This is a genomic window from Streptomyces sp. NPDC053069, from assembly GCF_044546895.1.
Lineage (GTDB): Bacteria > Actinomycetota > Actinomycetes > Streptomycetales > Streptomycetaceae > Streptomyces.
On sequence record NZ_JBITZN010000004.1, the window covers coordinates 458,020 to 478,692 of the forward strand.

17 protein-coding genes are annotated in these 20,673 nt (G+C 70.2%); 9 read left to right on the top strand and 8 right to left on the bottom strand.

The window, feature by feature from the left end; all coding sequences use genetic code 11:
* Window positions 1-13: 13 nt before the first annotated feature.
* The 3 genes from ACIGXP_RS11950 to ACIGXP_RS11960 form a co-directional block, all read right to left on the bottom strand.
* The gene (locus tag ACIGXP_RS11950) at window positions 14-1,144 is read right to left on the bottom strand and encodes a catalase family protein (protein WP_399767032.1); all 1,131 of its coding nucleotides are present in this window, start codon (window positions 1,142-1,144) and stop codon (window positions 14-16) included.
* 52 nt (window positions 1,145-1,196) lie between these two features.
* Window positions 1,197-2,549, bottom strand: coding sequence for a Dyp-type peroxidase (locus tag ACIGXP_RS11955; RefSeq protein ID WP_399767035.1), 1,353 nt, complete (start codon window positions 2,547-2,549; stop codon window positions 1,197-1,199).
* A gap of 116 nt (window positions 2,550-2,665) precedes the next feature.
* On the bottom strand, window positions 2,666-3,118 hold the full coding sequence (locus tag ACIGXP_RS11960) for a hypothetical protein (RefSeq protein WP_399767038.1): 453 nt from the start codon (window positions 3,116-3,118) through the stop codon (window positions 2,666-2,668).
* Window positions 3,119-3,564: 446 nt separating this feature from the next.
* Here ACIGXP_RS11960 and ACIGXP_RS11965 point away from each other — a divergent pair, with 446 nt between their 5' ends.
* Window positions 3,565-4,242 carry a GAP family protein gene (locus ACIGXP_RS11965; protein ID WP_399767041.1) on the top strand — a complete coding sequence of 226 codons (678 nt, stop codon included), beginning with the start codon at window positions 3,565-3,567 and terminating at the stop codon, window positions 4,240-4,242.
* Between the two features lie 173 nt (window positions 4,243-4,415).
* Here the strand turns inward: ACIGXP_RS11965 and ACIGXP_RS11970 are convergent, their stop codons facing one another.
* The 3 genes from ACIGXP_RS11970 to ACIGXP_RS11980 all read right to left on the bottom strand — a co-directional run bounded on the left by ACIGXP_RS11970 (window position 4,416) and on the right by ACIGXP_RS11980 (window position 7,318).
* Entirely contained in the window at window positions 4,416-4,895 is a 480-nt protein-coding gene (locus ACIGXP_RS11970; protein ID WP_399767044.1) for an RICIN domain-containing protein, read from the bottom strand.
* Window positions 4,896-5,197: 302 nt separating this feature from the next.
* Complete coding sequence (locus ACIGXP_RS11975) at window positions 5,198-5,668, bottom strand: hypothetical protein (RefSeq protein WP_399767047.1); 471 nt, start codon at window positions 5,666-5,668, stop codon at window positions 5,198-5,200.
* Between the two features lie 153 nt (window positions 5,669-5,821).
* Window positions 5,822-7,318: an FG-GAP-like repeat-containing protein gene (locus ACIGXP_RS11980; RefSeq protein ID WP_399767050.1), complete on the bottom strand. Its 1,497-nt coding sequence runs from the start codon at window positions 7,316-7,318 to the stop codon at window positions 5,822-5,824.
* A 228-nt stretch (window positions 7,319-7,546) separates the two neighbouring features.
* Between ACIGXP_RS11980 and ACIGXP_RS11985 the strand changes: the two genes are divergently transcribed.
* From ACIGXP_RS11985 to ACIGXP_RS12020, 8 genes are all read left to right on the top strand, one after another.
* A complete protein-coding gene (locus ACIGXP_RS11985; RefSeq protein WP_399767053.1) occupies window positions 7,547-8,434 on the top strand; it encodes a calcium-binding protein in 888 nt (295 codons plus the stop codon).
* A gap of 180 nt (window positions 8,435-8,614) precedes the next feature.
* Window positions 8,615-9,496, top strand: coding sequence for a DUF2797 domain-containing protein (locus ACIGXP_RS11990; protein ID WP_363216388.1), 882 nt, complete (start codon window positions 8,615-8,617; stop codon window positions 9,494-9,496).
* A gap of 97 nt (window positions 9,497-9,593) precedes the next feature.
* Window positions 9,594-9,950, top strand: coding sequence for an antibiotic biosynthesis monooxygenase family protein (locus ACIGXP_RS11995; protein WP_399767057.1), 357 nt, complete (start codon window positions 9,594-9,596; stop codon window positions 9,948-9,950).
* Window positions 9,951-10,050: 100 nt separating this feature from the next.
* A complete protein-coding gene (locus ACIGXP_RS12000; RefSeq protein ID WP_363216390.1) occupies window positions 10,051-10,791 on the top strand; it encodes a response regulator transcription factor in 741 nt (246 codons plus the stop codon).
* A complete protein-coding gene (locus ACIGXP_RS12005; RefSeq protein ID WP_399767061.1) occupies window positions 10,788-12,428 on the top strand; it encodes an ATP-binding protein in 1,641 nt (546 codons plus the stop codon). Before ACIGXP_RS12000 ends, ACIGXP_RS12005 begins: the two co-directional genes overlap by 4 nt.
* A gap of 14 nt (window positions 12,429-12,442) precedes the next feature.
* Window positions 12,443-13,915 carry a glycosyltransferase gene (locus tag ACIGXP_RS12010; RefSeq protein ID WP_399767064.1) on the top strand — a complete coding sequence of 491 codons (1,473 nt, stop codon included), beginning with the start codon at window positions 12,443-12,445 and terminating at the stop codon, window positions 13,913-13,915.
* A complete protein-coding gene (locus ACIGXP_RS12015) occupies window positions 13,912-16,176 on the top strand; it encodes a glycosyltransferase family 39 protein (RefSeq protein WP_399767067.1) in 2,265 nt (754 codons plus the stop codon). Before ACIGXP_RS12010 ends, ACIGXP_RS12015 begins: the two co-directional genes overlap by 4 nt.
* 216 nt (window positions 16,177-16,392) lie before the next feature.
* Entirely contained in the window at window positions 16,393-17,154 is a 762-nt protein-coding gene (locus ACIGXP_RS12020) for a TetR/AcrR family transcriptional regulator (protein ID WP_399767070.1), read from the top strand.
* Between the two features lie 17 nt (window positions 17,155-17,171).
* Here ACIGXP_RS12020 and ACIGXP_RS12025 read toward each other — a convergent pair whose 3' ends face one another.
* Together ACIGXP_RS12025 and ACIGXP_RS12030 are read right to left on the bottom strand one after the other, a co-directional pair.
* A complete protein-coding gene (locus tag ACIGXP_RS12025; protein ID WP_399767073.1) occupies window positions 17,172-18,011 on the bottom strand; it encodes a YceI family protein in 840 nt (279 codons plus the stop codon).
* Window positions 18,012-18,102: 91 nt separating this feature from the next.
* Complete coding sequence (locus tag ACIGXP_RS12030) at window positions 18,103-20,673, bottom strand: DHA2 family efflux MFS transporter permease subunit (RefSeq protein WP_399767076.1); 2,571 nt, start codon at window positions 20,671-20,673, stop codon at window positions 18,103-18,105.

The window sequence follows — 20,673 nt, forward strand, 5'->3', positions numbered from 1 at the left end:
TTGGTGCATCGTGTCATTGAGCCGGGCCGAGCACCTCGTCGGCGCTGCGCGGCTCTGTGCGCGCCTGCTGATTGAGCTTGTGGCGGGCGATGGAGGATTGTCGGTAGACCTCTTTGCGGGCCCGCATGATGTTGCCCAGCGGGGCGTGCTCGGCGGTGACCCTCCAGGGTGTGAAGGACAGTGAGTCCATCTTCGCCAGGTTCTCCGGGCCGGAGATGTCCTGCTGCGGGAGCCGCAGCCTGGCCACGGTGACGGACGGGGACAGTTTCTCGGGCCACTCCACGGTGGTGTCCTCCACCGGCATGCGTTGCAGGTCGGTGCAGAGCTGGACCTGGATGTCGAAGGCGTACGGCCGCTCCTGCAGTTCGGCCTGGAGGGCCGGTCGGAAGACCTCCTGCTCGGAGGACGGGTCGATGGCACGCCGGACCACCGCGGCGGCACAGTCCGGGTCGGGGGTGATGCGCACCTTGGCGATGTAGTCGCCGTGCCTGACCGCACCCATCGTCCAGTAGGTCGACAGCAGCAGGTTGGCCGGCGGGGTCTTCGCCAGGCGGAGGAAGGCCAGGAACTCGTCCCATGCCCAGTTGTCCTGGTCCAGCGTTCCCTTGCCGGTCACGAACTCGGTGAAGAAGCGATGCGCGCCGGGGCGGCCCTGGGAGAAGTAGGCCGGCGCGTTCAAGAACAATTCCTGGATGAACAGGTAGTGCTCGACCGTGTTGCAGAAGAAGATCGGTCCGTTGATGTTGGCGTAGTCGAAGGTGCCCGTGTCCGGTTCGTCTTCCAGCAGGGTCGGGCCGGGGATGTCGAACATCTTCAGGGCCAGTCCGGTGGCGGCCCCCAGTCGCGCGTCCGCTCCGGCATGCGGCGAGCCGTTGGAGAAGCGGATGAGCGCATCGTGGGTTCCCGGCGTCGCGTAGATGCCTTGGGCGTACTCGGGGGGCAGCCCGTCCAGGATTTCCACTTCCCCGCGGACCAGTCCGTAGCCTTTGGCGTGGGCGTCGCGCAGGGCCTGTCCGGTGCCACCGGACTGGACGGATTCGGCGATGTAGTTCTCGGTCTTCTCGATCACCGTCTGCACGTGCCGGTCGAAGTCCGGGTCCTGTACCTCGACGTCAGGCGTGTAGGGGACGAACTGTGCTGCCATGACTTCGGTCTCTCCTTCGAGAGGGCGTTCGGAGCTCGGGGTGGACTTCCTTTCAGTTCTCCAGTTCGGCGAGCCAGCGCAGGGCACGCAGCCCCGGCACGAAGCAGTACTCGCCGCCGCGGGTGACCACGAAGCTGGGCAGGTTGCGCAGGCGGCGTCGGACTGGTTTGCCGGGAATGGTGACGCTGCCGGTTCCGTCGTGATGGCCGGCCACCGGGTCCTGTTCGCCGGGGTAGCCGATGAAGTTGCCGTCGTTGACCCATTCGGACTTGATGAACTCGAACTGCCGTTCGATGTGGGCCCCGATGAAGACTCCCACCAGGCCCCGGTCGGCACCGTCGTCCTCCAGCACACCGTCGGGCAGCGGCGGACCGTAGGTGGTGCCGCGGCGGATGATCCGGTGCATCCGTGCGTCGCCGATGATGGTGGCATCGCGGGGATTGTTCCGGCGGATGTGCGCGCCGGCGGGGCATCGCAAGCCGCGATCGTCGTTCTCCCGGTACAGGAAGTCGTTGACGCGCTGCGGGTCCGCGGCCAGCTCCGGGTCGTCGTGCTCCGGCGTCAGCGTCAGCGGCGCGCCACTCGGCCAGCGGCCGACCATTTTCGCCGCCAGGAGGGCTTCCTCCTCGGCGTTGGAACTGTTGGCGCGCAGGTACCGGCGCCAGGCCGCCACGTTGGTGTGAATCTTGCGAACGGCCACGTAGGTCCCGTTGCGCCCCAGCACATCGGGGCTGGGCATGGGCGGGAGATTGCCGGTCTCGTCGGGGTAGCCGAGGATGAACTCGCCGGCCTTGATGGGGGCTTCCTGCGGATTGGAGCCGGGCAGACCGACACCTTCGATGTTGGGATGGCTGATGCCGTCCCGGAAACCGAAGGTGGTGCGTCCGGTCGGAAGCTGGTGGACGTCCTGTTCCCAGATCACCTGGACACCGGGGGTTTCCCGGTAGGCGACCCGGGCCCGTGCCAGTTCCCGGTCGAGTTGTGCCGCATCCGAGGCGAGGGCGCTCAACGCGATGTGGACGTCACCCGTCCCGAAGGGTTTCTCCCAGTGCGCCGGGGCATTCTCGCCCACATCGCCGATCAGTTCCGCCCGAGCGGCCATGCCCTCGCGGAACGCCCGCGGGAAACTGTCCAGCGACTCCTGGGGCACCCCGAGGGCCCTCAGCCCCTGATAAGTGAACGCCACAGCCACCCAGGCATCCCGGCTCCGGTCCGCGCTCGGCAGGCCGCCCGAGGTCAGCGGCAGCAGCCGCCGCAGCAGGGCACGTCCGGCGTGGCGGTCGTCGACGCGCAGGAAGATGAACTTTCCCTCGTAGGGGACGGGCCGCGGGCGCAGCGCCCCGCTCTGGACGTCCTCGACCTCGACGCGTACACCGGTCGCGCTGCCGCTGTCTGCCGTGCTCATGATCGCTTCGGCCTCCGCATGGGTTCCTGTCCGGACGGCCCCGCAGAGGCGGTTTGCGCCCGCTGACGCTGTTCACCGAAGCGGGCACAACTCTGCGGGACAGCTGTGCCCGGGTTCTAGGCGGAGGCTTCTTCCAGCAGCTTCTGGAAGGCGGGTGTGTTCACCAGCTCCGCGTTGGCCGGGTTCTCCAGCGCCGCGCGGAACTCGGGGGTGTCCAGCACCTCTTCGAACGCCTCCTCCACGCGGTGGTCCTTGTAGATCTGCTGAACGGTCAGATCGGGATAGGCGCTGACGAAGACTCCTGCGGGCGCCTGATGGGCCACGAACCAGTCCTTCACCCCGGGATCCTTGACGCCGGGGAACCCCACGCTGTGCGAGAAGACCTTGTCGAAGCGCTCCCCGACCACCGTCTTGGCGAAGTCGTCGATGTACGCGTCCCACGAGCCGTCGAAGACGCTGGCGAACATGAACCGGGTGTCGTTGTCGAAGATCACGTGCCGTGCGTCATGCAGGGTGCCGATCTGGCGGACCGCCGCATGGACCCTCTCGTCATCCGCCACGTCGGCCATTGCGGCGAGATCCTTCCGCAACGCATCCGCATGGCCGGGCTTGATTTCGGTGAACACGGTGAACTCGCTGCATACCCCGTCCGACCTGCCCGGACGTTCGGGGTGGGCCGACTGATTCGCTCGTGCCGTTGCAGTCATCGTGAAACTCTCCTGCCACGGATCGGTGTGAGGGCCGCCAAGCACCCGAAACCGGGGCACCATCGCCCCACCCCTCCATGCTCACAACGGAGGCCCGGCCTTGCATCTCGGCCGCTGAGGAACGCGGCACGAGCCGAAGCCGCCGAGGACAGCTGCCAGGACAGATCGAACCGGGCGCAGGAAGATGGGACTGGGCCACAGCTTTTGCACAAGAACCCCTCGCGCCGGGCAGACGGCCGGGGCACTCGCCTCCCCCCGCCGGACCATTGCTCAACGGGATCGCCACCCGACCCCAGTTGGAGGCAGCCATGGGCGCAGTTCTCGGTGACGTGCTGGGTTTCGCGGCCGGCGTCGCGGTCAGCCCGCTTCCGGTCATCGCCGTCATCCTCATTCTCGCCACGCCCCGAGGACGTCTCAACGGAATCCTCTTCACCGTCGGTTGGATCCTCGGACTCTCGGTGCTGGGCGCCGTGATGCTGGCGGTCGCCTCCCCGGCGGGCGCCTCCGCGCACAAGCAACCGGCCACCTGGGTCGGGGCTCTCAAGCTCGCACTCGGCCTGCTCCTCGTCTTCTTCGGCGCCCGGCAGTGGCGGCGGCGCCCCAAGGATCCCTCGCAGGCGAAGCTGCCGAAGTGGATGGGTGCGATCGACCGCCTCACGCCGGTCAAGGTTTTCGGGCTCGGAACGGCCCTGGCCGCGCTCAACGCCAAGAACGCGCCGCTGACCATCGCCGCGGGGGCCGCCATCGGCTCGGCCGGTCTTCCGGTCGGGCAGCAGATCGCATCACTGGCGATTTTCGTCGTGATCGCCACGCTCGGCCTGCTGGTCCCGCTCGGCGTTTACCTCCTCGGTGGAGAACGGGCCAGGACCACGCTCGGAAACTGGAAAGACTGGGCAGCTCAGCACAATGTCGCCGTGATGGCCGCCCTGTTCTTCGTCCTCGGGCTGAAACTGCTCGGAGACGGCATCTCCATCGTCACCTCGTGACAGGCCGTGCCTGGCACTTCGCATCCATGCCGGCCGACGCTCGGACGGCACTGAGGCCGGAGTTGACGGCGACTCCGACGGCAACGGCGACACGCACGCACGACGGCCCTGCCAGGAACGTGTCTTGGCAGGGCCGTGTCGCCGAAGGCGTCCGGTCGTGGCCCGTCGCCGGGTCAGCCGCGCGGGGTGCGCCAGCGCCAGAACTGGTCCGAGTACGGTCCGACCTGGTCGACTTCCAGGGTGGTCTCCGCCCAATGGCAGCCCTCGACCGGCGAGATCACCAGTCGTTCGTCCAGCGCCGAAGCGATGACCACATCAGCCTGGGCGGGGTCGGCCTGGATCATCCGCCAGAGCTGCCCCTTGTGGCTGTCGTTCCAGCGGTCCTGGTAGACGACCGCCTTCGGGTGCTTGTCCCTGACGGTCAGGTACAGATCGTCCCGTCCGTTCTTGATCCGCCACAGTCCTTCCTCGTCGGCGGGCAAAAACTCCCACATGTCCTGTTTGTTGCTGGTGCGGAAGTCCCCCCGCCACAGCCGTACCTCTCCGGGGTCATGTGTATGACCGATCGGTGTGATGAACAGGCCGCTGACCGAGTGCACGAGCACCTGCGGCGTGTCCGCGGGCGGTACAGGTCGTACGGGCGTGATGGGCATGGGCGTTCCTCCGGTTTCGGCATTGCCGTGGACGAGGGGTGCAAGGCGGGCGGGAGCGCGCAGCGCCTTGGGTTCACGTCCATGCTTGGCCACCCTGTTCCCGGTCGCGACAGGGGAGCGCCGGACAGGTGACAGGGCCGGATCGCGAGTCGGCCTTCCCGATCGTGGGGTGATCGGGAAGGCCGGGGGCTGCGCTCGGTGCCGGTCGCCGGCTCGGCAGTGGTCGGACACGTCGGTTGCCGTGACCTCTGGTCAGGCGGCACTCGGTCTGTCCGCGGAACGGCCGGCCGGGGCTTGCCGTGTCATGAGAAGGCGGGTGTCACAGCGGCGTGAGCCTCCGCGGGCGAATACTTCCCATTGCCGTTGTAGACGGCCTTGTATCCGCTGGTGACCGCCTTGAACCAGAACACGGGGTCCCCGAGGTACGACCCCGAGTTCACGGTCGCGGTGCCATTGGCATCGGTGACGCCGGTGCCGACCAGCGTGTCACCGACCTTGAAGACGATTTTCTCGCCGACGATCGGGTTGCCGTTCTTGTCGAGGAGGGTCGCCTTTCCCGTGCCGCTGGCCAGGCCGGAGACGGTGCCCTTCGTGTCCGACGCGGTGAGCTGGACGGGCTCCTTCTGGCCGGCCTGGCCGTTGGTACTGCCCCCGCCGCCCTCCTGCTTCTTCTTCAGGTCCTCGTTCTCCTTCTTCAGCTGGTCGTTCTCTGCTTGCAGCTTGGCGATCTGGGCCATCAGCTGGTTCTGGAAGTCGGTCGCGGTGTCCGGCATCGGTCGGTCACTCTCCTCGATCTCATGTCTCGCGCTCTGCGACGACGTCTTCAGGATTGCCAGCTGGTCATGTCGTCGTCATATGCAGATGCGTCATTCGAGTGGGAAAGGGAGTCGGGGACCCAAGCAGGGAGGGTGCCGGCCTCGCAGGGGCTACTGGTCTCCGGAGTGGGAGATCGTCGATGTGATGCGGGAATTGTGCAGTCCGCCGCCGAACTGCGGGTAGCCGCTCCAGGACAGCCCGGCGTCCTTGACGCTGGCGTGGAAGGCTCCCTGGACGACGATCCTGCCGTCGTTCGAGGGCAGCGTGGTGATCATGCCGCGGCCCGCGGTCGCGTAACGGGAGCCGACGGTCAGGTCGGCCTTCCTGTCCCCGTTGAGGTCGGACAGCAGTACGTCGCCGCCGAAGCGGGCGCCCAGCTCGTCGACGCCCGGCATGCCCGGGACGAGGTGGTGCAGGTTCTGCACGGACGAGGTGTCGACGCCCTTCGCGGTGCCGCGCAGGACGATGACCGTGCCGACGTCGGGGAAGGTGGTGGTGCGCAGGGCGAAGCTCTCGCGCGGGGTGCCGATGGCGAGGTCCTTCGTGCCGTCGCCGTCGACGTCCCCGACCGAGACGGCGTCGCCGAAGCGCTCCAGACTCTCCGGGTCGCCCGGGACCGCACCGGTGCTCTGGTCGATGCTCTGGGTGCGTCCCGAGGGCCCGCTCGGCGAGCCGTAGTTGATGATCACCTTGCCGGCGGCCAGCTGCTTGGGCCCGGCGGCGGCCCACCACACACCGGTGACGATGTCGCCGTATCCGTCGCCGTTCAGGTCGCCGATCGCCCCGCTGATGCCGCCGGGGAGCAGTTTGGCGCCGGACGCCTTGAAACCGCCGGCCGCGCCGGGGAGGTAGTAGTTCACGTTGTGGTGCTTGCCGCCCGAGATGTTGCGGCTCTGGCCGTCGACCACGAGGTCGGTGCAGCCGTCCTTGTCGACCCTGCCGGCCGTGAGGTTGAGGATGCCGGCGGAGACGCCGGTGTGGAGGGGCAGGGGGACTGCCGCCACCCTGCCGGGGGTGCCGTTCGCGGCGATGCCGTGCGAGAAGACGCGCAGGGTGGCCGAGGCCGAGCCGACCGCCAGGTCCGTCCTGCCGTCACCGTCGAAGTCACCCGCGGCCAGCGAGGCGCCGAACCTCGCCTGCGGGCCGGGAGCGGGGTTGGGCACGCCGGCCCCGCCGGTCAGGCCGTGCGGGGAGCCCCAGAAGATGTGCACGGCCCCGGAGTCGGCCCCCGCGTCGGTGTCCTCCTTGGGCGTGCCGACCGCCAGGTCCCAGTACCCGTCGGAGTTGAAGTCGCCGGGCGCGGTGGCCGCACCGAACAGGTCGGTGTCCTCGGCGGCACCCGCGGATCCGGGCGAGTCCTGGCTGAGGATCGTGCGGCCTTCCAGAGAGGGGCCGGTCGGGGAGCCGTAGAACACCGCGACCGCACCGGCGCCCGGATGTCCGGAGACCTCGGCGCCGGGCGCGGAGACGGCGACATCGCTGTATCCGTCGCCGTTGAAGTCGTTCTCCACCCGGGGGGCGGCGGCCGCCGCCTGGACGGCGAGCGGTCCGCCGGCGAGGGCGGCGAGGGTCGCGGTGGCCAGGACCAGACTGCGGCGTTTGTGCATGATGGGGTCCCCTCGGGCGCGGGCTGGGCGGACGCAGGGGAGACCCGCGGCCCGGCGCGAAGGTTGTAGGCCACCGGGGCGGTGAAACCGGTCGAGAAAACTTCCATTTCCCGTACAACCGTTCAACGTTCCAGTAAGTCTCAGGTAAGAGTCGCCAGACTCCTCAGACCCGTCGGGCTCGCGAGTCCCCCACCTCGCTCGGGCCCCATTCCTCACTTGGGGAACAACATGCGCATTCGTGCCAGCCTGGCCGCCGCGGCCCTCTCCGGTGCCGCCCTGACCGCCCTGGCCGTCCCGGCCGCGCACGCCGAGGGAAACCCGGCTGCCGCACAGGCCGAGCAGTTCAAGAGCGCCCACCAGGCGCCGAGCAAGCAGTCCGTCGCCGCGTCGCCCGCCACCGAGACGGACGGCGACATCCAGGTCACCAAGGTCACCGTCAACGCCAACAAGGACGTCGTCGTCGGTCTGTCGCCGAAGTCGTTCAACGTCTACGTGACGGTGACCGACCCGTCGGGCGTCAACCCGGAGCAGCACGGCGTGGACGTCGCCCTGTGGCACGGCACCGACCTGGAGGGCGGCGACGTCGACGGCTTCCTCTGGAACGAGAACGGCGCCGAGAGCTGCGACTACTGGAGCGCGACCGCCGCCACCTGCAAGTTCACCATCACGGCCAAGCCGGGCGAGGCCGACGGGCTGTGGGACAGCTCGCTGAACGGCAAGTGGAACGTCACCGTCTTCGCGTCCGCCAACGACGGCGACTCCTACGAGAACGACTTCTACAAGAACCACTGGATCAAGCGCGCCAGCAGCTTCAGCGGCTTCAACGCCGGCCCCGAGCCCGTCGCCAAGGGCAGGACCATCACGGTCTCCGGCACCCTGAACCGCGCCAGCTGGAGCAACATGAAGTACTACGGCTACGGCAGCCAGCCCGTCCAGCTGCAGTTCAAGAAGGCGGGCACCAGCACCTACAGCACCGTCAAGACCGTGACGACCTCCTCCAGCGGTTACGCGAAGACCACGGTCACCGCCTCCGTGGACGGCACCTGGCGCTTCCACTACGCGGGCAACAGCAACTCGTCCGTCGCCGACGCCTACGACTACGTCGACGTCCGCTGACCCACGAGATCCGCTGCTCACTCCTGAGTGAGTGAGCCGGCCGCTCTTGAGAAGGCCCCGGAGAGATCCGGGGCCTTCGTCATGCGCCTGGCCCGCGACGGGCGGCTCAGCACTCCCGTCGGCTGCCTCCGCGGGGCCGTCCCCGGGCACTGTCGGACCCGGCCTCTACGCTCACCGGTGATGGCACACGTATGGACATGCGCGGGACTGCGCTGGACGCCGGACGGCCCCGTGCTGATGTGGGACGGCGGGCGGCGCAGTGCCCTGCCCCGGGGGAAGCGGGTCGCGTTCGCCGTCGCGGACGGCTCGGCGCGGCAGTGCGTCGGGGCGCGGGGACATGCCTGCCCGGTGCGGGCCGTGGTGCCGGGGCGGAGTACGGGGGCCCGGTGCGAGGAGTGCGCGCGGCTGGACCGGGCGCACTCCGTGGCCGCCGACACGATCGCCGATGATCCGCGGCCGTACCGGGTGTATCTGGCGTGGTTCGGTCCCGGGATGGTCAAGGTGGGGATCACCGCGGTCGAGCGGGGCTCGGCCCGGCTGCTGGAGCAGGGTGCCGTCTGTTTCAGCTGGCTCGGCACCGGACCGCTGATGGCCGCCCGGCGCACCGAGGAGCTGCTGCGGGCCGCGCTCCAGGTGCCGGACCGGATTCCGTACGCCGAGAAGCGGGCGGTGCGGTCGGCGTTGCCGCAGACCGAGGCGGAGCGTGCGGCGGAGCTGCGGGAGCTGCATGCGCGGGCCGGCGCGCTCAGTGGATGGCCGGAGACCCTGCGGCCCGAGCCCTGCGAAGTGGTCGACCACATCCGGGTGTTCGGGCTCGCCGGTGCTCCAGCCGCCCTCGGGGAAGTGGTGGAGCTCGTCCCGGGTGGCGCAGTGAGCGGTGAGCTGGTCGCGGCCGCCGGGCCCGATCTGCATCTGGCGGTCGCCGGAGGCCGACGAGGGGTCGTCGTCCTCGACACCCGCCTCATGACCGGCTGGGCGCTGGTGTCCCCCACGGCTCCCAGGGCCGCTGAAACGCCCTTCCCCCTGCGGGAGTTCACCCAGCAGCCGGAGGGCCTGTTCTGAGGATCCCGGGGGCCGAAGGCAAAGACTCGGATCCCGTACGGATCCCTTTCGGCAAGGGGCATGGACCCGAAGAGGCCTTCGGGCGACCGTGGTTGCCATGAATGATCGAACGAAAGCCCCTGTACGACCCACCAGCCTTCCCGAACCGCCGTACTACGCCGTCGTCTTCACCTCCGTCCGTACCGACGACGACCCCGGCGAATACCAGCGCACCGCCGAACACCTCTCCCGTCTCGTCCGCGAAGTCCCCGGCTTCCTCGGTGAGGACGCCGCCCGCACCCCCGGCGGACTCGCCATCTCCGTCGCCTACTTCCGGGACCTCGCCGGGATCGAGCAGTGGCGGGACCACCCGGCGCATCTCGCGGCCAAGCGGCGCGGCCGGGAGCGCTGGTACGAGCGGTACGCGATCCACATCGCCAGGGTCGAGCACGCGCATGTCTTCGCGCGGGAATGAGCGTTTCCCAGGTGATTCCTGAGAGACGCCTGTGTGTTTCTCAGGGAAATCACAGAGTAGGGAAAGCGTCTTCTCAGAGGACCCCGACAAGGTGTCCGCCATGACCACGACCTCGCCCCAGGGGCGCACCGAACTGCTGAGGCCGGACGGGAGCCCCGTCCGAGTGCTTGTGGTGGACGACGAGCTGTCGATCACCGAACTGCTGAGCATGGCCCTTCGCTACGAGGGCTGGCAGATCAGGAGTGCGGGGGACGGGCAGGGAGCCGTGCAGACCGCGCGTGAGTTCCGGCCCGACGCCGTCGTACTGGACATGATGCTGCCCGACATGGACGGGCTCACCGTGCTGGGGCGGCTGCGCCGCGAGCTGCCGGACGTGCCCGTCCTGTTCCTGACCGCCAAGGACGCGGTCGAGGACCGTATCGCCGGGCTCACCGCGGGCGGCGACGACTACGTCACCAAGCCGTTCAGCCTGGAGGAGGTCGTGGCCCGGCTGCGCGGGCTCATCCGGCGGTCCGGGGCGGCCGACCGGCGGTCGGACTCCGTGCTCGTCGTCGGGGACCTGACCCTGGACGAGGACAGCCACGAGGTGTCGCGGGCGGGGGAGAACATCCACCTGACCGCCACCGAGTTCGAACTGCTGCGCTTCCTCATGCGCAACCCGCGGCGCGTCCTCAGCAAGGCGCAGATCCTGGACCGCGTGTGGTCGTACGACTTCGGCGGGCAGGCCAATGTCGTCGAGCTGTACATCTCCTATCTGCGGCGGAAGATCGACGCGGGGCGTGAGCCGATGATCCACACCCGGCGGGGGGCCGGTTATCTGATCAAGCCCGCCGTGTCATGAGCGGGCGACGACGGCCGGCTCCGCGGAGACGCCGCGCGGGACAGCCGCGGACCCTGCGGGCGCGGCTCGTCGTCGCGTCCGTGGTGCTGATAGCCGTGGTGTCCGCGGTGATCGGCACCGTGACCACGCTCGCGCTGCGGACCCATCTGTACGGCCAGCTCGACGAAAAGGTGAAGGACATCGGCATCCGGGCGACGGGCGGCCGCATGCCGAACCCGAACGGTACGGCGCCGGACGCACCCGTGGAGCCCGGCAGGTCGCACACCGTCCTGACGCCGAGCGAAAGACTCAAGCGCCTCCTCACCAGCGGCCCGACGCAGCGCAACACGGTCGCGGCCTACCTGAGGAACGGCACGATCGCGGACGCGGGCAAGACCGTCCAGCTGAACGACAGTTACGGCGGCTTCAAGCAGATGGACTCCGTCGGTCTCACCGCCGCGCAGAAGCGGGCGCTCGCCGAGGTGCCGAGGGACACCGAGCCGCACACCGTCGAGCTGCCCGGGCTCGGGGACTACCTCGTCCGCTACGAGGCGAGTCCCGACGGCAACGGCGACGCCTACTACGTCGCCCTGCCCACCAAGGACGTCGACGACAACATCGACACCCTGGTCGTCGTCGAGGTCTGCGTCACCGTGGCCGGACTGGTCGCCGCCTCCCTCGCCGGCACGGTCATCGTCGGCGTCGCCACCCGCCCCCTCCGCAAGGTCGCCGCCACCGCCACCCGCGTCTCCGAACTCCCCCTGCACACCGGCGAGGTCAACCTCAGCGAGCGGGTCCCGGAGTCGGAGACCGATCCGCACACCGAGGTCGGCCAGGTCGGGGCCGCGCTCAACCGGATGCTGGATCATGTGCACGGCGCGCTGCACGCCCGGCAGCAGAGCGAGATGCGGGTACGGCAGTTCGTCGCCGATGCCAGCCATGAGCTGCGCACCCCCCTCGCCTCCATCCGCGGCTACGCCGAACTGACCCGGCGCGGGCGCGAGCAGGTCGGGCCCGACACGCGGCACGCGCTCGGACGGATCGAGTCCGAGGCCGGGCGGATGACCCTCCTTGTGGAGGATCTGCTGCTGCTCGCCCGGCTGGACGCCGGCCGGCCGCTGCAGTTCGAGCAGACCGATCTGATTCCGCTCGTCGTGGACACCGTCAGCGACTCCCGCGCGGCCGGTCTGGACCACAACTGGCGGCTCGACCTGCCCGACGAGCCCGCGCTCGTGTCCGCGGACGCCGCCCGCATCCAGCAGGTGCTGGTCAACCTGCTGGGCAATGCCCGCAAGCACACCCCGCCCGGTACGACCGTCACCGCGCGCGTGCAGCGGCGCGGGCCCTGGATGTGCGTGGACGTCGAGGACAATGGGCAGGGCATTCCGCCGGCCCTGCTGCCGCACGTCTTCGAACGGTTCGCCCGAGGGGACTCCGCACGGTCCAGGGCAACCGGGTCCACGGGCCTCGGGCTCGCCATCGTGCAGGCCGTCGCCGCCGCGCACGGCGGTGCCGTCACCGTGGACAGCGTCCCGGGGCGGACGGTGTTCACCGTGCACCTGCCCGCACTGGCCCCGCAGCCGCAGCCCGAAATGAACTGGCAACAGCACTCACAGGCACAGCACAGCGCCACCACACGGGTGCGACAGGGCGCTTGACGAGAGTCGCTCCCATGCGAACCCACTCTTCTCCCGGCACCCTGCCGGCGCGGGAGCACCTCCCGGCCACGGACGCCGGTACGCCTGTCCTGGACGTAGTGATACCCGTCTACAACGAGGAGAAGGACCTCCGGCCGTGCGTCCGCAGACTGCATGAGCACCTCACCCGCACCTTCCCGTACGCCTTCCGCATCACGATCGCGGACAACGCGTCCACGGACACCACCCCGCTGGTGGCGGCGCGGCTGGCGGCGGAGATCCCCGAGGTGGCCGGCGTCCGCCTGGAGCAGAAGGGCCGGGGGCGGGCCCTGCGGACCGTGTGGTCGGCCTCGGACGCGCCGATCCTCGCCTACATGGACGTCGACCTGTCCACCGACCTCAACGCCCTGCTGCCGCTGGTGGCCCCGCTGATCTCCGGCCACTCGGACCTCGCGATCGGCTCCCGGCTCGCCCGCACCTCCCGGGTCGTGCGCGGCCCGAAGCGGGAGTTCATCAGCCGGGCCTACAACCTGATCCTGCGCGGCTCCCTGCAGGCGCGCTTCTCGGATGCGCAGTGCGGCTTCAAGGCCATCCGGCGGGACGTGGCACGGGTGCTGCTGCCGCTGGTGGAGGACACCGGCTGGTTCTTCGACACCGAGATGCTGGTGCTCGCCGAGCGGGCGGGGCTCAGGATCCACGAGGTGCCGGTCGACTGGGTCGACGACCCCGATTCGACCGTGCACATCGTGAAGACCGCGACCGACGACCTCAAGGGCGTCTGGCGGGTCGGCAGGGCGCTGGCCGGCGGCTCACTGCCGCTGGACCGGCTCGCCCGGCCCTTCGGTGACGACCCGCGTGACCGTGAACTGACCAACGTTCCGCAGGGACTGGCCCGCCAGCTCGTCGGGTTCTGTGTCGTGGGCGGCCTGTCCACCCTCTTCTATCTCCTCCTCTACAGCGTCTTCCGGCACTTCTCCGGCTCCCAGCCGGCCAACGCCCTCGCGCTGCTGGTCTCGGCGGTCGCCAACACGGCCGCGAACCGCCGGCTCACCTTCGGGGTGCGCGGCCGGGGCGGGGCCGTACGGCACCAGGCGCAGGGCCTGGTCGTCTTCGGCATCGGGCTCGCCCTGACCAGCGGCTCGCTGGCCGCCCTCGACGCGGCCGGCGGCAGCCCCGCGCACTCCACCGAACTGGCGGTGCTCATCGCCGCCAACCTCGCCGCGACCGTGCTGCGGTTCCTGCTCTTCCGCGCGTGGGTCTTCCCGGACCGCGGCGAGTCCGGCGCCGCCCCGACGGTGACCGCCGCACCGGCCGTGTCCTCGCCGGCCCACAGCACGACGACGGCCCCGCACGCACCGCTGCCCCGGCGGCCGGTGCCGTACCAGCCGTCGTGTCCGACGACCGCCCAGGTCCGCGCCGGTGCAGCCGCGGACGGCAGCTGGAGGGACGCCACCGTGCAACTGCAGCCGGTGCGCCCTCACGACACCGATGCGGGGGATCCCCGATGACCACCCATTACGACCAGCCGGCCACCGATCGGGGCAGTACCGCCGTCCGGGGCCCGTCGCCGACCGCTCCCCCGACCGCACCGCGCCGGCCGTTCGTCCGCAGACTGTGGCGCGGCCGGCCCGAGGACCCGGGCTGGGCGCGCCCGGCCCTCTTCGGCCTGCTGGCCGCCACCCTCCTGCTCTACCTGTACAACCTCAGCGCCTCCGGCTACGCCAACTCGTTCTACTCGGCGGCCGTACAGGCCGGCAGCACGTCCTGGAAGGCGTTCTTCTTCGGCTCGCTGGACGCGGGCAACGCGATCACCGTCGACAAGCCGTCGGCGTTCCTGTGGCCGATGGAGCTGTCGGTCCGGATCTTCGGCCTGAACTCGTGGGCGATCCTCACGCCCGAGGTCCTCATGGGCGTCGGCACGGTGGCGGTGGTCCACGCGGCCGTACGGCGCCGGTTCAGCCCGGTGGCCGGTCTGGTCGCGGGCGCGGTGCTCGCGCTCACGCCGGTCGCCGCGCTGATGTTCCGGTTCGACAACCCGGACGCGATGCTGGCCCTGCTGATGGCGCTGGCCTGCTACTTCGTCGTACGGGCGGTGGAGGACGGCCGGACCGGGTGGCTGGTCGCGGCCGGGGCCGCGATCGGCTTCGCCTTCCTCGCCAAGACCCTGCAGGCCTTCCTGATCCTGCCGCCGCTGGCGCTCGTCTACGCCGTCTGCGGTCCGGTGAAGCTGCGCAAGCGCCTGCTCCAGCTGGGCCTCGCCACCGTCGCGCTCGTCGTCTCCGGTGGTTGGTGGGTGGCGGTCGTCGAGCTGTGGCCGGCCTCCTCCCGCCCCTACATCGGCGGTTCGCAGCACAACAGCTTCCTGGAGCTGACCTTCGGCTACAACGGCCTCGGCCGGATCAGCGGCGACGAGACCGGCAGCGTCGTACCCGGCGGCGGTGGTGGCGGTCGCGGTGGCAACGGCGGCGGGCAGTGGGGGGAGACCGGCTGGGACCGGATGTTCAACTCCGAGATCGGCAGCCAGATCTCCTGGCTGCTCCCGGCCGCGCTGATCCTGCTGGTCGCGGGCCTGTGGGCGACCAGGAAACTGCGCCGTACGTCCGTCACCCGGGCGTCGTTCCTGGTGTGGGGCGGCTCGCTGCTGATCACCATGGCGGTGTTCAGCTACATGGCGGGCATCTTCCACCAGTACTACACGGTGGCCCTCGCGCCCTACCTCGCGGCCGTCGTCGGCATGGGTGCCGGGCTGCTGTGGGAGAGGCGCAGGGAGACCTGGGCGTCGATCACCCTCGCCGGGTCCGTCGTGGCAGCGGCGGCCTGGGGTTACGTCCTGCTCGACCGCACCTCCGCCTACCTGCCCTGGCTGAAGTGGCTGGTGCTGATCTGCGGCACGGCGGCGGCGGTGGGCCTGGTCTTCGCCGGCCGGACCTCCCGGCGGCCGGCCCTCGTGGCGGCTGCCGTGGGCCTGGTGGCCGCGCTCGCCGGACCGACGGCGTACACCCTCAGCACGGTGGACTCCGCGCACACCGGCTCCATCCCGACGGCGGGCCCGGCGGGCGCGAGCATCATGGGCTTCGGCGGCGGGCGGGGTCCCGGCGGTGGCGGCATGCGGGACGGCTTCGGCGGTGGGATGCCGGGCCGTCAGGGCCAGAACGCCCAGGGGCAGCAGAACGGCAACGGCTTCCCGGGCGGCGGCGCCTTCCCCGGCGGCGGCATGCCCGGCGGACAGGGCCAGAACGGTCCCGGCCAGAACGGTCCGGGGCAGAACGGTCCGGGGCAGAACGGGCAGGGCCGGCAAGGCCCGCAGAACGGCAACGGCTTCCCCGGCAACGGCTTCCCCGGTGGCGGCTTCCCCGGCCGCGGCAGTGCGGGCGAAGGCGGCATGCGCCGCGGCGGTGGCGCCGGCGGCCTGCTGAACGGCGCGAACGTGTCCTCCGCCGCCAAGCAGCTGCTGGCGAAGGACGACTCCCGGTACACCTGGGTCGCGGCGTCCGTCGGTTCCCAGAACGCGGCCGCCTACCAGCTCGCCACCGGGGACCCGGTGATGGCGATCGGCGGCTTCAACGGCACCGACCCGTCCCCGACGCTCGCGCAGTTCAAGAAGTACGTGGCCGAAGGAAGGATCCACTACTTCATCGCCGGCGGAGGCATGGGCGCCGGTGCGAACTCCGGCACGTCCTCGCAGATCAGCTCCTGGGTCCAGAGCAACTTCAAGAAGGTCGCGGCCGGCTCGGCCACGTTCTACGACCTCACGCAGAAGAACAGCTGACGGAAAAGCGTGTTGTGCACCGTATGGCTGCCTATGCGGTGTACAACACGCCTTCGTCCTCGGAGGAAAAGACCGCCTGACAGCTCGGGTGGCGTGGGTATGGGTACGAATGCGGGTTGGTCGTGTTTCCCTCGCCCGCGCCGCGGAGCCGTATGTCGTCGGAGCCCCGCGCCCCTTTAGGTTGGACCAGTTGCCGGAAACTAGGAAGGTGCGCTGGTGGCAAAGGATGCAGGTCGGCCTCCGCGAGCCAGCGTCTGGCTGGAGGGGAAGGCCCGCCGGGGTGGCCGGAGCGGCGGGCAGCCCTCCGGGCTCGACCGGGAGCGGATCACCTCGGCGTCCGTGCGGCTGCTCGACGCCGAGGGGCTGGCGAAGTTCTCCATGCGGCGGCTGGCCGCGGAGCTGAACGTCACCGCCATGTCCCTGTACTGGTACGTCGACACCAAGGACGACCTGCTGGAGCTCGCCCTGGACGCGGCCTTCGGCGAGCTGCCGCTGCCCGACCCGGAGAACACCGCGGAGGACTGGCGGGACCAGCTGCGGAGGCTGGCGGCCGCGTACCGGGCGCTGCTGGTGCGTCACCCCTGGCTGTCGCCGCTGGCCGGGCAGTACCTCAACATCGGCCCCAACGCGCTGGCGTACTCCCGGGTGGTCCAGCGGGTGGTGCGGCGCACCGGGCTGCCCGCGCACCGCATGATGAGCGCCATCTCGGCCGTCTTCCAGTTCGTGTACGGCTACGGCACGCTGGAGGTCCAGTTCCTGGGACGGATCGCGGACTCCGGGCTGTCCCCCGACGACTACTTCCAGCAGTCCATGTCCGAGGCCCAGCGGCATCCCCAGGCCGCGGACCTCCTCCAGGAGTCCAAGGAGATCATGGACGCCTGCGGCGGGGACACGGTCGCCGAGATGATGGACCGTGACTTCGACTTCGCCCTGGACCTGCTGATCGCCGGCATCGAGGCGATGGTCGAACGCGGCTGACTGCTCCCTTGCTCTGCCTATGCCTGGGGCAGCGAATCCCCCTGCACCGCCTGGATGTCCAGCTCCACCTTCAGTGTCGTGCCGATGGCCGCGATGCCCGCCTGCAGGACCTGGTTGTAGTTCATGGCGAAGTCCTCGCGGTGCAGTTCGGTGGTGGCGCGGAAGGCGGCGCGGGTGCCGCCCCACGGGTCGGCGCCGGTGCCCAGGTAGGCCAGGTCCAGGTCCACCGGTCGTACGACCCCGTGCATGGACAGCTCGCCGTGGACCGTCCAGCGGTCCGGACCCGCGGTCGTCACGCCGGTGGAGCGGTAGGTGATCTCGGGGTGCCGCTCCACGTCGAGGAAGTCCCCGGACTTCAGATGCGTGTCACGCATGCCGTTGCCCGTGTCGATGGACGCGGCCCTGATCACCGCCTCCACGCGGGACTTGGTGACGTCGTCCGGTGCGATCTCGATCGTGCCGCCGAACTCCGTGAACCGGCCGTGCACACTGGAGATTCCCAGGTGCTGGGCGACCGCGGCGACCGAGGAGTGCACCGGGTCGATGGTCCAGGGCCCGGGCGGCGGCAGTTCGGTGCCGCCCTGCCGGGCCAGCGTGACCGTGCCGACCTCCGCCCGCCCTCCCCCAGAGGGGGCACCCCCAGCGGTGACGATCGCGGAGGAGGCCGCGGGTGCGTAGCCGACGGCCGTCACGATCACCGTGTACGCCCCCGGTGCCAGCTCGGTGGCATCCCGTACGGCTCCCTCGGCGTCCGCCTCGGCGCGCAGCACCTGCGTACCGGTCATGTCGGTCACCGTGACGACCGCGTGCGACACGGCCCATCCGTCCCGGGTACGGATCTTCGCGGTCAGTCCCATCCCGCCAACTCCCTGAAAAAGTCTTATGAATCGGTCGTAGGGAACCGGCCTGTGGCGCACGGATGTCCGTGTGCCACAGGCCGGCGGTGAACTACTCGCCCGGGTGGGCGAGCTGGATGTCGTGGCCGTCGACTCCGGTGCCGGAGACGGTCAGGGCCGTCGCCACCGGCGGGTAGCCCGTCGCGATGACGGTGTACTCGCCGCTGTCCAGGTCGGTGAAGGCGTACGCGCCGTCCGAACCGGTGGTGGCGGTGCCGACCACGTTGCCCGCCTGGTCGACGAGCGTCACCCGGGCGTCGGCCAGCGGACCGTGCGGGGCCTTGACGACCCCCTGGAGGCAGGCGCCCGCGTCCAGGTCGACCTCGATCCGGGTGACGCCGGTGGCGCCGATCTCGACCGGCAGCGCGCGCGGCCGGAACCCGCTCGCGTTGACCGCCATGGTCACCGTGCCCGGCACCAGGTCGGTGAAGGCGAAGTCGCCCTGCTCGCCGGTGGCGGCCGTGGCCAGCAGGTCACCGCGCACGTCGGTGACGATCACCATGGCGTCCTTGACCGGCAGCGCGCTGTCGGCGGCCCGGACCACACCGGTCAGCCCGCTGGTGCCGCTGAGCAGGATGTCGTACGACAGCGGTTCCTCGCCCACCACGATGGTGGAGGCCTGCGGCTGGTAGCCGTCGGCGGAGGCGATCAGGACGTACGAACCGGTGCCCGGGGCCTCGACCGCGTAGCCACCGTCGGTGTGGGCGACCGCGCGGCCCAGCTGGCGGCCGGACAGCGAGATCAGGGTGACCGCGGCCTGCGGGACCGGGGCGCTCTCGACGCCGCGGACGAAGCCGTGCACCGGGGTGCCGCCACCGGTGCCGGACTCGGCGAGCGTGGCGACGGCGGTCAGCTGCCGGGTGGCGGTCGCGGTGGCCGGAGCCTCCTGGAAGCGGTCCGACGGGACGGCGGGCTCGGCCCAGCTGGGCACCTGCTCCCGGGCGGGTTCCCGCACGGGGTTCTCCACGGCGTTCTCCGGGGTGGCCTCGACAGGGGCGGCGGCCGGGTCGGCGACGGGGGCCTCGCCCTCGGCGGCCTGCGCGAGCGCGCCCTTGGTCTTCAGCGGGACCTCCTTGATGAACAGGGTGATCAGGAAGGCGGCGGCGGCGAGGCAGCCGGCGATGAAGAAGACGTCGGCGATGCCGTGGCCGTAGGCGCTCTCCAGCAGCGTCCGGATGGGCGCCGGGAGCTTGTCCATGTCCGGGATGCTGTCGGTCGAGCCCGAGCTGCCCGCGAGGGCCGCCTGGTACTTGGGGCTCAGGGCGGCGACGCCGTCCTGGACGTAGTGCGTGATCCGGCGGGACATCACCGCGCCCAGCGCGGAGACGCCGACCGCACCGCCGAGGGAGCGGAAGAAGGTGACCGTGGAGCTGGCCGAGCCGAGGTCCGAGGGCGCCACCTGGTTCTGCGTGGCGAGCACCAGGTTCTGCATCATCATGCCGATGCCGAGACCCAGCAGCGCCATGAAGACGGCCATCTTCCAGTAGTCGGTGTCGTACCGGATCTGGCCGAGCAGCACCAGACCGGCCGTGACGAGCACGCCACCGCTGACCAGCCATGCCTTCCAGCGGCCGGTGCGGGTGATGAACTGCCCCGAGACGGTCGAGGAGACGAACAGACCGCCGATCATCGGGATCGTCATGACGCCCGACATCGTCGGCGACTTGTCGCGGGCCAGCTGGAAGTACTGGCTGAAGAACACCGTGCCGGTGAACATCGCGACACCGACGAACAGCGAGGCGAGCGACGCGAGGGTGATGGTGCGGTTCCGGAACAGGCGCAGCGGGATGATCGGCTCGCTCGCCCTGGCCTCGATGAGCACGAAGATCGCGCCGAGGACGATCGAACCGGCGACCATCGTGTACGTCTGCCAGGACAGCCAGTCGTACTTGTCACCGGCGAAGGTGACCCAGATCAGCAGCAGGGAGACGGCGGCGGAGATGAAGAACGCGCCGGCCCAGTCGACCTTGACCTCCCGCTTGACCACGGGCAGATGCAGGGTCTTCTGCAGCACGATCAGCGCGATGACCGCGAAGGGGACGCCGACGTAGAAGCACCAGCGCCAGCCCAGCCAGGACGTGTCGGTGATGACACCGCCGAGCAGCGGACCGCCGACGGTGGCGACGGCGAAGGTGGCACCCAGGTAGCCGGAGTACCGGCCGCGCTCGCGCGGGGAGATCATCGCCGCCATGACGATCTGCGCCAGGGCGGACAGACCGCCGACGCCGATGCCCTGGAACACCCGGAAGGTGATCAGCATGCCCGGGTTCTGCGACAGACCGGCCGCCATCGAGGCGATCACGTAGATGACCAGGGCCATCTGGACGAGAGCCTTCTTGCTGTACAGGTCGGCGAGCTTGCCCCACAGGGGAGTGGCCGCGGTCATCGACAGCAGGGCGGCGGTGACCACCCAGGTGTAGGCGGACTGGCCGCCGCCGAGGTCTCCGATGATGTGCGGCAGGGCGTTGGAGACGATCGTGGACGACAGGATCGCCACGAACATGCCGAGCAGCAGCCCGGACAGGGCCTCCATGATCTGCCGGTGCGTCATCGGGGCGTCGCCGTGGGAGCCTCCCCCGTGCTTGGCGTGAGCCCGCACACCGGCTGGTGTGGTCGTTGCCAT

Coding starts and splice junctions, on each gene's coding strand:
- ACIGXP_RS12030 (WP_399767076.1), bottom strand. CDS start 20,673: ATGGCAACGACCACACCAGCCGGTGTGCGGGCTCACGCCAAGCACGGG.
- ACIGXP_RS11955 (WP_399767035.1), bottom strand. CDS start 2,549: ATGAGCACGGCAGACAGCGGCAGCGCGACCGGTGTACGCGTCGAGGTC.
- ACIGXP_RS12025 (WP_399767073.1), bottom strand. CDS start 18,011: ATGGGACTGACCGCGAAGATCCGTACCCGGGACGGATGGGCCGTGTCG.
- ACIGXP_RS11965 (WP_399767041.1), top strand. CDS start 3,565: ATGGGCGCAGTTCTCGGTGACGTGCTGGGTTTCGCGGCCGGCGTCGCG.
- ACIGXP_RS12010 (WP_399767064.1), top strand. CDS start 12,443: ATGCGAACCCACTCTTCTCCCGGCACCCTGCCGGCGCGGGAGCACCTC.
- ACIGXP_RS11985 (WP_399767053.1), top strand. CDS start 7,547: ATGCGCATTCGTGCCAGCCTGGCCGCCGCGGCCCTCTCCGGTGCCGCC.
- ACIGXP_RS11995 (WP_399767057.1), top strand. CDS start 9,594: ATGAATGATCGAACGAAAGCCCCTGTACGACCCACCAGCCTTCCCGAA.
- ACIGXP_RS11950 (WP_399767032.1), bottom strand. CDS start 1,144: ATGGCAGCACAGTTCGTCCCCTACACGCCTGACGTCGAGGTACAGGAC.
- ACIGXP_RS11980 (WP_399767050.1), bottom strand. CDS start 7,318: ATGCACAAACGCCGCAGTCTGGTCCTGGCCACCGCGACCCTCGCCGCC.
- ACIGXP_RS12005 (WP_399767061.1), top strand. CDS start 10,788: ATGAGCGGGCGACGACGGCCGGCTCCGCGGAGACGCCGCGCGGGACAG.
- ACIGXP_RS12000 (WP_363216390.1), top strand. CDS start 10,051: ATGACCACGACCTCGCCCCAGGGGCGCACCGAACTGCTGAGGCCGGAC.
- ACIGXP_RS12015 (WP_399767067.1), top strand. CDS start 13,912: ATGACCACCCATTACGACCAGCCGGCCACCGATCGGGGCAGTACCGCC.
- ACIGXP_RS11970 (WP_399767044.1), bottom strand. CDS start 4,895: ATGCCCATCACGCCCGTACGACCTGTACCGCCCGCGGACACGCCGCAG.
- ACIGXP_RS11975 (WP_399767047.1), bottom strand. CDS start 5,668: ATGCCGGACACCGCGACCGACTTCCAGAACCAGCTGATGGCCCAGATC.
- ACIGXP_RS11960 (WP_399767038.1), bottom strand. CDS start 3,118: ATGGCCGACGTGGCGGATGACGAGAGGGTCCATGCGGCGGTCCGCCAG.
- ACIGXP_RS11990 (WP_363216388.1), top strand. CDS start 8,615: ATGGCACACGTATGGACATGCGCGGGACTGCGCTGGACGCCGGACGGC.